This is a genomic window from Rhizobium sp. BE258, from assembly GCF_031457345.1.
Taxonomy (GTDB): Bacteria; Pseudomonadota; Alphaproteobacteria; order Rhizobiales; family Rhizobiaceae; genus Rhizobium.
Genome location: NZ_JAVDWL010000002.1, coordinates 342,957 through 354,608 on the forward strand (window position 1 = coordinate 342,957; position 11,652 = coordinate 354,608).

General features: G+C 63.9%; 9 protein-coding genes. 4 read left to right on the forward strand and 5 right to left on the reverse strand.

Going from position 1 to position 11,652, the window contains the following annotated elements:
• The first annotated feature begins 73 nt into the window (after positions 1-73).
• The gene (locus tag J2X43_RS06915; RefSeq protein ID WP_310292490.1) at positions 74-1,891 is read left to right on the forward strand and encodes a monovalent cation:proton antiporter-2 (CPA2) family protein; all 1,818 of its coding nucleotides are present in this window, start codon (positions 74-76) and stop codon (positions 1,889-1,891) included.
• On the opposite strand, the gene J2X43_RS06920 is transcribed toward J2X43_RS06915, so the two are convergent.
• From J2X43_RS06920 to J2X43_RS06930, 3 genes are all read right to left on the reverse strand, one after another.
• Positions 1,888-2,721, reverse strand: a complete 834-nt coding sequence (locus J2X43_RS06920) for a patatin-like phospholipase family protein (RefSeq protein WP_405049579.1) — start codon at positions 2,719-2,721, stop codon at positions 1,888-1,890. The two genes, J2X43_RS06915 and J2X43_RS06920, sit on opposite strands and share 4 nt — an antisense overlap.
• 78 nt (positions 2,722-2,799) lie before the next feature.
• Positions 2,800-3,360 carry a 16S rRNA (guanine(966)-N(2))-methyltransferase RsmD gene (rsmD, locus tag J2X43_RS06925; protein ID WP_112390573.1) on the reverse strand — a complete coding sequence of 187 codons (561 nt, stop codon included), beginning with the start codon at positions 3,358-3,360 and terminating at the stop codon, positions 2,800-2,802.
• A complete protein-coding gene (locus J2X43_RS06930) occupies positions 3,341-5,413 on the reverse strand; it encodes a pseudouridine synthase (RefSeq protein ID WP_310292499.1) in 2,073 nt (690 codons plus the stop codon). Before J2X43_RS06930 ends, rsmD begins: the two co-directional genes overlap by 20 nt.
• Positions 5,414-5,504: 91 nt before the next feature.
• Here J2X43_RS06930 and J2X43_RS06935 point away from each other — a divergent pair, with 91 nt between their 5' ends.
• Positions 5,505-5,942, forward strand: coding sequence for a nucleoside deaminase (locus J2X43_RS06935; protein ID WP_310293757.1), 438 nt, complete (start codon positions 5,505-5,507; stop codon positions 5,940-5,942).
• On the forward strand, positions 5,939-6,232 hold the full coding sequence (locus J2X43_RS06940) for a hypothetical protein (RefSeq protein WP_112518427.1): 294 nt from the start codon (positions 5,939-5,941) through the stop codon (positions 6,230-6,232). Before J2X43_RS06935 ends, J2X43_RS06940 begins: the two co-directional genes overlap by 4 nt.
• 8 nt (positions 6,233-6,240) lie before the next feature.
• Here J2X43_RS06940 and J2X43_RS06945 read toward each other — a convergent pair whose 3' ends face one another.
• Complete coding sequence (locus tag J2X43_RS06945; protein ID WP_112390577.1) at positions 6,241-6,870, reverse strand: hypothetical protein; 630 nt, start codon at positions 6,868-6,870, stop codon at positions 6,241-6,243.
• A 140-nt stretch (positions 6,871-7,010) separates the two neighbouring features.
• Positions 7,011-10,028 carry an isoleucine--tRNA ligase gene (gene ileS, locus J2X43_RS06950; RefSeq protein ID WP_310292505.1) on the reverse strand — a complete coding sequence of 1,006 codons (3,018 nt, stop codon included), beginning with the start codon at positions 10,026-10,028 and terminating at the stop codon, positions 7,011-7,013.
• A 391-nt stretch (positions 10,029-10,419) separates the two neighbouring features.
• Here ileS and J2X43_RS06955 point away from each other — a divergent pair, with 391 nt between their 5' ends.
• Complete coding sequence (locus J2X43_RS06955; RefSeq protein ID WP_310292508.1) at positions 10,420-11,631, forward strand: MFS transporter; 1,212 nt, start codon at positions 10,420-10,422, stop codon at positions 11,629-11,631.
• Positions 11,632-11,652: the final 21 nt, after the last annotated feature.

The following is an 11,652-nucleotide window of genomic DNA, read 5'->3' on the forward strand; positions in this document are numbered from 1 at the left end:
CATCAAGGCCGCGGCCTGCGATTCTTTTTCCCGCCGCTTGCGCGCCTCCTGCCATTGAAAGAAACTCCGACGCATGTCCGCCCCCAATGCCTTCTTTTTCGAGACGATCCTGCTGCTTGGCGGCGCGGTCGTTGCTGCGCCGATTTTCAAGAAGCTGGGGCTTGGCACCGTGCTTGGCTATCTGGCCGCGGGCGTCGTCATCGGGCCTGTGTTCCACGGGATTACCGATGGCGAGCAGATCCTCGGCGTTGCCGAACTCGGCGTCGTCTTCCTGCTGTTCATCATCGGCCTGGAGCTGAAACCATCTCGCCTCTGGCAGATGCGCCGCGATATTTTCGGGCTTGGCACGGCGCAGGTGGTGGTCACCGGTTTGGCGCTCACGGCGCTTGCCTATCTCTCCGGCGTGCTTGAATGGCGCGGCAGCATCGTCGCAGGCTTCGGCCTCGCGCTCTCTTCCACCGCCTTTGCCATGCAGATCCTCGAAGGCACTGGTGAAGTGAACACGAAATACGGCCAACGCTCGTTCTCGGTACTGCTGCTGCAGGATCTGGCGATCGTGCCGCTGCTGGCGCTGATCACTGTCCTTGGCGGCGGCGGCGGCGGCGAGGGTGGCGATCAACCGTTTCTCGACTTCGCTATTGCGATCGGCGCCGTCATTGCGATGATCGTCATGGGGCGCTATCTGCTGACGCCGCTTTTCCAGGTGATTGCCCGCACCGGCGCCCGCGAGGCGATGATTGCGGCGGCGCTGTTCGTGGTCATGGGATCGGCAACGCTGATGCAGTTTGCCGGCCTGTCGATGGCGATGGGCGCGTTTCTCTCCGGCATCATGCTGGCGGAATCCTCCTACCGGCACGAGCTTGAAGCGGATATCGAACCATTCCGCGGCGTGCTGCTCGCTATTTTCTTCATCGCCGTGGGCCTGTCGCTGGAGCTGCAGGTGCTGGTCGACAACGCGCTGTTCATCGTCGCTGCGGTCCCGATCATCATGGCGGTGAAGGCGGCGGTCATCTATGCGCTTTGCCGGGCTTCCGGCTCTTCGCATAACGACGCCATCCGCATAGCCTTCCTGCTGCCGCAGGGCGGCGAGTTCGGCTTCGTGCTGTTTACCGCTGCGGCGACCGCGGGCCTGATGCCATCCAGCACCGCATCTCTGCTGGTCGCCATCGTGACGCTGACGATGGCGCTGACGCCGATCGGTTCGGCGCTTTCGAGGCGGTTGCTCACCGGCGACGAGCATGAGGAACTCGATGAGGATTTCGAAGGCGCGGGTGCGGACGTGCTGATGGTCGGCTTCTCGCGTTTCGGCCAGATCGCCGCGCAAATCCTGCTTGCCGGCGGCCGCGACGTCACAGTCATCGACTTTTCCGCCGACCGCATCCGCCAGGCCTCGTCCTTCGGCTTCCGCATCTATTTCGGCGACGGCACCCGCAAGGACGTGCTGCGCTCGGCCGGCATCGACAAGGCGAAGATCGTCGTCGTCTGTACGCAGAAGCGCGAGATCACCGACAAGGTGGTGGAGCTGGTGCAGGCCGATTATCCGCATGCCAAGCTCTTCGTGCGCTCCTACGACCGCATCCACTCGATTGCGCTGCGCAATCTGAACGTCGACTACGAGCTGCGCGAGACGCTGGAGTCAGGTCTGCTCTTCGGCCGCCGGACGCTGCAGGCACTGGGTGTCGGTGAGGCGGAGGCTTATGAGATCGGCGAGGATATCCGCCGCCGCGACGAGGAGCGGCTGGTGCTGCAGGTTTCCGAAGGGCTGCAGGCGGGGCGCGACATGTTGTTTTCGCATCCTGTCCGGCCGGAGCCGCTGGTCAAGCCAAAGCGCTCGATGGAGATGGATGCCGATCCCTTGGCAGGTCCGGCGGATGTGACGGCCGACGCCTAGGCCTTAAGGCGCGATTCGAACTGGCGGTCCAGCTCGCGCTTCAGGTCGTCCTTGACGCCTGCGGACATGGCGAGCACTTCGCGGGCCTTCAGAAAGTCCATGACGCCGGTGCGGCCGACCGCGGGACGCAAAAAGATATGCGGCGGCTGGATCTTCAGCTTCAGGGTGATCGCCGTCTGCATCATCAGCTGGCCGGAGCCAAAGATGCTTTCCATGCGGTTCGGGATATGGGTGCCGTCGCCTTCAGGCGCGCCGACGACATCGATGCCGATGACGATGTCGGCGACATCCATCAGGCATTCGTAAGGCACGGGATTGCTGATGCCGCCATCGATCATCACGCGGTCGTTCATGCGCACCGGCATGAAGACGGCGGGGATGGAGGAGGACGCGGCAAGTGCCGGGAAGAGCTGGCCTTCCGTGATGATCACTTCGTTCTGGCCGTAATAATCGGTGGTGATGACCTGCATCGGCACGAGAAGATCGGCGAAGCGATCCGGCAGGTCGGCGGGCAGAAAGGCCTTCAGGATCCGCTCCAGATTGAACTGGCCGATGCGGATACCCTTGGCGACGGCATCGCGCACCGTTTGGGGGCGCATGCCCCAGATGCGGCTGACGACGGCGGTCTTGTTGCCGACGGTCATCAGCGCGTGTTCGCGGATTGCCTCGCCGCTCATGCCGGCGGCCATACCGGCGCCCATGATGGCGCCGATCGACGAGCCCGATATCGCCACCGGGCGGATGCCGAGTTCGTCCAAGGCTTCGATGACATGGATATGCGCCAGGCCGCGGGCGCCGCCGCCGCCGAAGGCGACCGCGACGGTCGGCATAGTGCCGCCGGTGGCAGGTATGACGCTATTCACAATACCTGCCTGCTGCACTGAACGCTCCCGGTGGCTTCGCCCCGCCTAGACCGGCTGATAGCGGAAGAAATGGACCTTGGTGTCGCCAAAGATCCTGTCTTCGAGGAACAGATAGGAAGGATCGACCGAAACGGCAACATCGGAGCGCTCTTCGAGCACGGCGATCGCGCCCGGCACCAGCCAGCCACCCTTGGCAGCCGCAGCCATGGCCTTTTCGCCCAGACCCTTGCCGTAGGGCGGATCGGCGAAGAGCATGTTGAAGGGCTCGAGATTGCCGACCGAACCGAGATCCGTGGCGTCACGCCGCAGGATGCGCGTGCGGCCATGCAGGCCGAGCGCGTCGATGTTTTCCCAGAGCAGCCCCCTGCCCTCGACGCTGTTCTCGACGAACAGCGCATGACGGCAGCCGCGCGAGACGGCTTCGAGACCGACCGCGCCGGTCCCGGCAAAGAGATCGAGTATCCGGGTGCCATCGACGCATTCCGGATAGGCATGGCTCAGAATATTGAAAAGGCTCTCACGCGTCCGGTCGGCAGTCGGCCGGATGTCGTTGGATTTAGGTACGGCGAGCGACCGTCCGCGAAACTCACCGCCGACGATCCGCACCGCGCGTCATTCCCTTTCCTTTTGGTCCACCACGCGACGGCCCGCCCGAAGGCTTGCCTCCGCCATCGGGCCGGTCGCCTCTCGGCTTGCCGGAGAAATTCTTGGCACCGCCGGGCTTGGCGCCGAAGCTCTTGCCGCGCGGCTTGTCACCCTGCGGACGATCGCCCTGCGGCTTGTCGCCAAAGGAGCGTTCGCCACGCGGACGCTCCGAGCGGCCTTCGCCGGGAGCGCTGCGGGCGGCACGCGGGCGATCGCCATAGGAACGGGGACGCTCGTCACCCTCCTCGCGCGGACGGCGCGGCTTGTCTCCGAACGGACGGTCACCGCGGGCCGGACGATCGCCGGACGGGCGTTCGCTGCGGGCGGGGCGGTCACCATAGGGTCTGTCACTGCGAGCCGGACGGTCGCCGTAGGAACGCGGACGATCGCCATCTTCGCGGGGCTTGCGCTCGCCGCGCGGCTTGTCGCCAAACGGGCGGTCACCGCGGGCGGGACGATCCCCTGCCGGGCGGTCTCCACGCGGGGGACGATCCCCTGCCGGGCGGTCTCCACGCGGGGGACGGTCGCCATAGGGTCTGTCACCACGGGCGGTGCGATCACCACCGGAGCGTTCACCACGGCCCTCGCCGCGGGGGCGGTCACCGAAAGGCCGGTCGCCGCGGCCGCCGCGATCGCCACCCGGACGATCGCCGGAGCGCTTGCGGCCGCCGTCGTCATTGCTGACTTCGCTGGAACGGATCCATTCGCCCTCTTCATCGCGGGCACGGTTGATCTGGACGCGCGGGCCTTCGTCGTAGCTCACCGGCTGCGGCTTGGAGCGGCCAGGCTTCTCGCCGCGCTTCAGCGCGGTCTGGGCATTCTTCTCGGCCTTTGCGGCTGCCTTTTCGCCTAGCGGACGGGCGCCGGGCGCCATCCAGACATTGGCGTTGCGGCGGCTGCCCAGCGCCGGGCGCTTAGGACGGTCGTCATCCTTGCGTCCGCCATCGCGGCCACCGTCCCGGCGATCATCCTTGCGGTCATCGCGGCGATCGTTGCGACGGTCATCGCGCTTGGTGTCGAGGCTGCCGCGCGGGCGCTCGCGCTTTTCTTCCGGCTTCCATGCGCGCTGTTCGCGCCGTTCCGGCTTGGCCTGCTCTTCTTCCTCGGCTGCGGCAACGGCCGGAGCGTTGTAGAGCGGCGCATCGAAATTGGCGTTGGAGTCCTCGATGAGACGCGGGCCGAGCTGATCGCGCAACGTGCGGCCGCGCACTTCGATGACGTGGCCTTCCGGCAGGTCGCCCAGCTGGAACGGACCGTAGGATATACGGATCAGGCGGTTGACGTCGAGGCCAAGCGCACCCATCACGTTCTTGATTTCGCGGTTCTTGCCTTCGCGCAGGCCCATGGTGATCCAGACGTTGGATCCCTGGGTGCGGTCGAGCGTCGCGTCGATCGAGCCGTAGAGCACGCCATCGACAGCGATACCTTCCTTCAGCTTGTCGAGCGCATCCTGATCGATCTCGCCATGGGCGCGCACGCGGTAACGGCGCAGCCAGCCGGTCGTCGGCAGCTCCAGCGAGCGGGCAAGGCCGCCATCGTTGGTGAGCAGCAGCAGACCTTCGGTGTTGATATCGAGGCGGCCGATCGACATGACGCGCGGCAGTTCGTCCGGCAGATTGTCGAAGACCGTCGGGCGACCCTCGGGATCGGCATTGGTGGTCACCAGGCCGGCCGGCTTGTGATAGAGCCAGAGACGCGTGCGCTCGATGCCGCGGATCGGGATACCATCGACTTCGATCTTGTCGGTCAGCGTGACGTTGACGACGGGCGTCTCGAGCGGCTTGCCGTTCAGCGTGACGCGGCCATCCATGATCATGCGCTCGATATCGCGGCGCGAAGCAACGCCTGCGCGTGCCATGACCTTGGAGATGCGTTCCGCCTTGCCGTCGCCTGCGGTTTCCGCGGCTGCAGCCTTCGGCGCAGCGCTGCGGACCGGCTTGTCATCGGTTTTCGGTCGCGTGTCGCGCCCTGCGGGCTTGCCGCCCGGCCGTTTTGGCTTGTCTTTGAATGTCATTTGTTGTTTGCCTGCCTTTTGGGGCTTCTCTATCAGGTCGCGCCCCTGCGGTTAAGTGGGAATTTGCCGGATCGTGAAGACAAATCGGTTTATGGAGATGGCGCTCGAAGAGGCGCGGGCGGCCGGTGAACGCGGCGAAGTGCCGATCGGGGCAATCGTGGTGCTCGACGGCACGGTGGTTGGGCGTTCCGGAAACCGTACCCGCGAGCTCAACGACGTGACCGCCCATGCCGAAGTCGCCGCCATCCGCATGGCCTGCGAAGCGCTGGGACAGGAACGGCTGACGGGCGCTGATCTCTATGTTTCGCTGGAACCCTGTACGATGTGCGCGGCGGCGATCTCGTTTGCCCGCATCCGGCGACTCTATTATGGCGCCGAGGATCCAAAGGGCGGCGCGGTCGAGAGCGGCGTGCGCTTCTATGCGCAGCCGACGTGCCACCACGCGCCCGAGGTCTATTCCGGTTTGAATGAGACGGAGGCTGCGGATATCCTCAGGACGTTCTTTGCAGGAAAGAGGGAGATGCCATGAGCCTCGCCATTCTTGCAGCGATGATCGCCATCGGCGTATTCGCGTATCTGCGCGTCGCGCCCGGCGTTTCCGGCATACCGATGCAATGGTCCTTGCGGGGAGAGATCAACTGGTCGGCGCCGCGGGCGGCTGCTTTCAGCGCCTTGCCGGGTCTCGCGATCGCGATCTGCGCGATCTTCGCGGCCAGGGGGATGACCGCGATTTTCGCGATCACCGGCTCAGGTCTTCTGATCTGCCAGATCATGCATATTCTGCTCGTGCGCCGCTGGGCAGCGGCGCAGCAGATGTAAGCAAGCGCTTACTGCAGCAAGTTCCACCACTGCTTGCCGGTACCGGCAACCGCGGCATCTTTCTTACGCTGCTTCTGCTTCTTGAGCTCCGGCTCGCCGAGATCATCAAGCTTGGACGGGTCGTCTGCCTGGCGGTACTCCGTCGGCGGATCGGAGATCGAGCGGCGCTCGGTCACGGCGCCGGCGCCCTTCTGCGCGGCGCGGGCTTCCCTGAACGCCTGGGCCTGTTCGGCTGCGGTCTTGCGGCCGCCTTCGATGCCATTCTTGGCCAGTGGCGAAACATACCGGGACTTGTCTTCGTTGTCGTCAGCTTCCTGGACGAGACGGGCGCGGGTCTCTTCGGGAGACTCGACCCATTCCGGATTGTCCTTGCTGGCAACCGTCTGCTGCGGCTCGACCAGCGTTTCCTTGGAGGCGTCAGCCGGGAGAACAAGCGTCGGACGCGGCTGGTACCTGACGCCCTTGTTCTTGGGCTCCTGCGGCGCGAGCGACACGGACTGGCCGATATCGTCGCCAAGCTGGGCCATTGCGCTCGTGCCGGTACCGTAGGTCGGGCTCGTGCAGCTGGTGGCCATCGAGCCTGCCGCCATAACAACCGTCAGGCAAGCGCCTACACGGAACCAACGCGTCGCTAACATGAAAACCCTTCCAGCCATGCCGGTGCAATTATCGCCCAACCGGACGTCCGTCCCCCTGACGTAAAAATCCGGCCATTTTCAGGCAGCTTTTACCGGATGAACCACTAAAGAGCAATTCACCCGGTAACTTTCTTGAGGATTTACAGTCCGAGCTCACGCAAAGCGACAGCATCGCGCGCCGAAACATCGGGATATTCAGGGTCGGACCCGACATCCTTGGTGATCCGCCAGGAACGGGCGCACTTGGTACCTTCGGCAAGCGTCGGCTCGACGGAGACACCGGGAACCTCGGGAAGACGGAACGCCTCAGCAGAGCCCTCACCCGCATCGATTGCGATATCCGAGGTGATGCAGATCTCGGAGAAGTCGAGACCATCGAGCGCTGCCTTCAGGCCCGCATCAGCGATGTGCACGGTGGGGGCGGCTTCGAGCGACGAACCGATACGCTTGTCCTTGCGCTCTACTTCGAGGGCGCCCGTGACGACGGAGCGGATGGCGCGAACGCTTTTCCACTTCTCGGCCAGCGCCTCGTTCTTCCAATCCGCCGGGATCGCCGGGAACTGTTCGAGGTGAACCGAAACGGCTTCAGGATTGCGCGACAGCCATGCCTCTTCGGTGGTGAAGGGCAGCATCGGCGCAAGCCAGGTCACCATGCAATCGAAGATGTTGCGGATGACATGGAGTGCCGAACGGCGGCGCAGGCTCGACGGGGCGTCGCAATAAAGCGCGTCCTTGCGGATGTCGAAATAGAAGGCCGACAGCTCGACATTGGCGAAATCGATCAGCGCGCGGGCGATCTTCTTGAAGTCGAAGGCATCGTAGTTTTCGCGCACGAGATCGTTGAGTTCGGCCAGGCGGTGCAGCATCAGCTGCTCCAGTTCCGGCAGTTCGGCAAGCGCGATGACTTCGCCCTTGTCGTGCGCCAGCGTGCCGAGCATCCAGCGGATGGTGTTGCGCAGCTTTCTATAGGCATCGACATTGGTCTGGATGATCGTCTTGCCGACACGCAGGTCATCAGCATAGTCCGAGGTCATGACCCAGAGGCGCAGGATGTCGGCGCCGGCATCCTTCATGATTTCCTGCGGAGACGTGACGTTGCCCTTGGACTTCGACATCTTCTCGCCCTTCTCGTCCATGGTGAAACCATGGGTGAGAACGGCGTTGTAAGGCGCGCGGCCGCGGGTGGCAGCCGATTCCAGCAGCGACGAATGGAACCAGCCGCGATGCTGGTCGGAGCCTTCGAGATAGAGATCGGCCGGCCATTTCAGGTCGGGGCGGTCTTCCAGCGTGAAGGTGTGGGTCGAGCCCGAGTCGAACCAGACGTCGAGGATATCCATGACCTGCTTCCACTTGGCATGGTCGTGGTCATTGCCGAGGAAGCGCTCCTTGGCACCTTCGGCGAACCAGGCGTCGGCGCCTTCGCGTTCGAAGGCGTCGAGGATACGCTGGTTGACGGCTTCATCGACCAGGACTTCGCCCTGTTCATCGGCGAAAACGGCGATCGGCACGCCCCAGGCGCGCTGGCGCGAAAGCACCCAGTCCGGGCGTCCTTCGATCATGGCGCGCAGGCGGTTCTGACCAGCGGCGGGGACGAAGCGCGTGTCGTCGATCGCGCCCAGTGCGCGCGAGCGCAGCGTCGTGCCGTCAGCCAGTTCCTTGTCCATATAGACGAACCACTGCGGCGTGTTGCGGAAGATGACAGGCTTCTTGGAGCGCCAGGAATGCGGATAGGAATGCTTCAGACGGCCGCGGGCGAAGAGCGCGTTGCGGGCGATCAGCTCCTTGATGACGCGATCGTTGGCATCACCCTTCTTGCCGTTGTCGTCGATGACGCGGGCGCCTTCGAAGCCGGGGGCATCGGCGGTGTAGAAGCCGGCATCATCGACCGGGAACGGAATACTAGTGTCTATTTCGCGATCCTTCAGCTCACGGGAGTGGCTCATCCAGGCATCGAAATCTTCGCGGCCATGGCTTGGCGCGGTGTGGACGAAACCGGTACCGGCGTCATCGGTGACGTGGTCGCCATCGAGGAGCGGGACCTGGAATTCGTAGCCACCGCCGAGGCTCTTCAGCGGGTGGGCGCAGGTGATGGAGCCGAGTTGCTCTGCCGAAACGTCCTGTAAACGCTTGAACTGCAGCTTCGCCTTGGCGAAGGCATCTTCAGCCAACTTGTCGGCAAGGATCAGCTTCTCGCCGGGGCGCGGGCCAAAATCGTTGGCCGCTTCGGTGACTTCATAGAGCCCATAGGAAACGCGCGACGAATAGGCGATCGCCCGGTTGCCGGGGATCGTCCAGGGCGTGGTGGTCCAGATAACGATGAAGGCCGACTTCAAAGCATTGTGCGTTGAAATGAGTTCCTCGGCGACAAAATCAGCCATTGCGTTGTTCGAACTAACTGACGAGATTCTCTCTCCATCAGAGGTCACAACATATTGCTGTCCTAAGGGGTCGACTTTTATCGTCGCTTCGTAGCCGGTAGCTACAACCGGGAATTTCACCCAGATCATGTCGCTTTCGATGTCGTGATACTCGACCTCGGCTTCGGCCAGCGCCGTGCGTTCGACGACCGACCACATGATCGGCTTGGAGCCGCGGTAGAGCTGGCCCGACTTGGCGATCTTCAGCAGTTCGCCGGCGATGCGGCTTTCGGCATGGAAGGCCATCGTCGTATAGGGATTGTCGAAGTCGCCCTCGATGCCGAGGCGCTTGAACTCGGCGGCCTGGGTCTTGATCCAGCCGGAGGCGAATTCGCGGCATTCCCTACGGAATTCGTTGACCGGGACCTCGTCCTTGTTCTTGCCCTTCTCGCGGTACTTTTCCTCGATCTTCCATTCGATCGGAAGGCCGTGGCAGTCCCAGCCGGGAACGTAATTGGCGTCGAAGCCGCGCATCTGGAACGAGCGATTGATGACGTCCTTGAGAATCTTGTTCAGCGCGTGGCCGATATGGATGTTGCCGTTGGCATAGGGCGGGCCGTCATGCAGCACGAACTTTTCGCGCCCGGCGGCCGAGGCGCGCAGCTTCTTGTAGAGACCCATCTGCTGCCAGCGGGCGACGATCTCCGGCTCCTTCTGCGGCAGGCCGGCGCGCATCGGGAACTCGGTTTCGGGCAGATTGAGGGTCTTCGAATAGTCGATCTTTTCGGCTGTGTCGGTCATGTCTGGCAATCGTCTCTGGCGGCCTCAGAAGGCGCAACGGATGTGGAATTGTTGGTGACGGAAGCGCTTGCTCGGCAAGCGCTGAAAACCCGGACCTTCCGGCCGCTCAGCGCGCGCGGAAGGCCGGGCCGATAATTCGTATCGCAATCGCCAGCCGGAATTTTGTCATCGGGCCGGTTCATAGGCGCTTTTGGCGGGAAAAGGAAGAGGGATTTGGGCTGACGGCATGGCGGCCGGGCGTGCGTCGCGCGCCCCTGCGTAACAGCCTGATCCTGCAGACAAAGAAAAAATCTCGTGGCAATGTCGAAATGGCGGCATCTCGACCGTCCTTGGAATGCGAGCCGCCGCTCGGGCGCCCGCATTTCTCGGGTCCACAGGGAGTGAAGTGGATATGAGCAGTTCCTATCGTTGGGTCATCGTCGCCGCCGGCGCCCTGATGACATGCGTTGCGCTCGGCGCGATGTTCTCTCTCGCCATCTTCCAGACGCCGATCGCCACGGAGACCGGCTGGTCGCATACCGGCATTGCCAGCGCCATGACGCTGAATTTCATCGTCATGGGGATCGGCGGCTTCATGTGGGGTGCGTTGAGCGACCGTTTCGGGCCCCGGCCGGTGGTGATGATCGGTGCCGTGCTTCTGGGACTTGCGCTGGTTCTGGCGAGCCGCGCCGGATCGCTGATGCAATTTCAGCTTACCTACGGCGTCATCGTCGGCATTTCGGCCAGCGCCTTCTTCGCGCCGATGATTGCGGCGACCACCGAATGGTTCGACGAGAACCGCGGATTGGCCGTGTCGCTGGTTTCAGCCGGGATGGGCGTTGCGCCGATGACGATTTCGCCGCTCGCCCGGGCGCTGATCTCTGCCTACGACTGGCGCACCGCGATGCTGATGATCGGCATCGGCGCCTGGATCCTTCTGATCCCGGCAGCCCTCCTTATCCGCCGCGCGCCGTCTCCGGCAAGCGATCCCGGCGCCGTCGAAACCACAAGCGGCGAGCGGCCCTCGCTCGGCAAGATCTTCCGCTCGCCACAGTTCCTGGTTCTGGGCGGCACCTTCTTTGCCTGCTGTGCAGCGCATTCCGGGCCGATCTTCCATATGGTGAGCTACGCGACGATCTGCGGCGTGGCGCCGATGGCGGCGGTCAGCATCTACAGCGTCGAAGGACTGGCCGGCCTCGGTGGGCGGCTGCTCTACGGCAGCCTTGCGGACAGGTTCGGCGTCAAGCCGGTTCTGGTCGCCGGGCTCTTGGTGCAGGCGGCGGCGCTGGCGACCTATCTTGCCGTCAGCGAACTCGGGCAGTTCTATGCGCTGGCGGTGATCTTCGGCAGCGCCTATGGCGGGGTAATGCCGCTCTATGCGGTGCTGGCGCGCGAATATTTCGGGCCTAAAGTCATTGGCACCGTCTTTGGCGCGGCGACGATGCTGTCGAGCATCGGCATGGCCTTTGGCCCTCTGATCGGCGGCTGGATCTTCGATACCTACCAGAATTATTCGTGGCTGTTCATCGGCTCGGCGCTGGTGGGGCTCGGTGCGGCAGCGATCGCGCTTGCCTTTCCGCCGCTGCCGCGGGGGAAGCAGGCGCCTGCATTGGGCGCTGCCTAATTCGAGGCTGAGGCTTTGCCC

Bases quoted from the DNA above. Each gene is read 5' to 3' on its own strand.
- J2X43_RS06915 (WP_310292490.1), top strand. From the start codon at position 74: ATGTCCGCCCCCAATGCCTTCTTTTTCGAGACGATCCTGCTGCTTGGC.
- J2X43_RS06920 (WP_405049579.1), bottom strand. From the start codon at position 2,721: ATGCCGACCGTCGCGGTCGCCTTCGGCGGCGGCGGCGCCCGCGGCCTG.
- J2X43_RS06930 (WP_310292499.1), bottom strand. From the start codon at position 5,413: ATGACATTCAAAGACAAGCCAAAACGGCCGGGCGGCAAGCCCGCAGGG.
- J2X43_RS06935 (WP_310293757.1), top strand. From the start codon at position 5,505: ATGGAGATGGCGCTCGAAGAGGCGCGGGCGGCCGGTGAACGCGGCGAA.
- J2X43_RS06940 (WP_112518427.1), top strand. From the start codon at position 5,939: ATGAGCCTCGCCATTCTTGCAGCGATGATCGCCATCGGCGTATTCGCG.
- J2X43_RS06945 (WP_112390577.1), bottom strand. From the start codon at position 6,870: ATGTTAGCGACGCGTTGGTTCCGTGTAGGCGCTTGCCTGACGGTTGTT.
- ileS (WP_310292505.1), bottom strand. From the start codon at position 10,028: ATGACCGACACAGCCGAAAAGATCGACTATTCGAAGACCCTCAATCTG.
- J2X43_RS06955 (WP_310292508.1), top strand. From the start codon at position 10,420: ATGAGCAGTTCCTATCGTTGGGTCATCGTCGCCGCCGGCGCCCTGATG.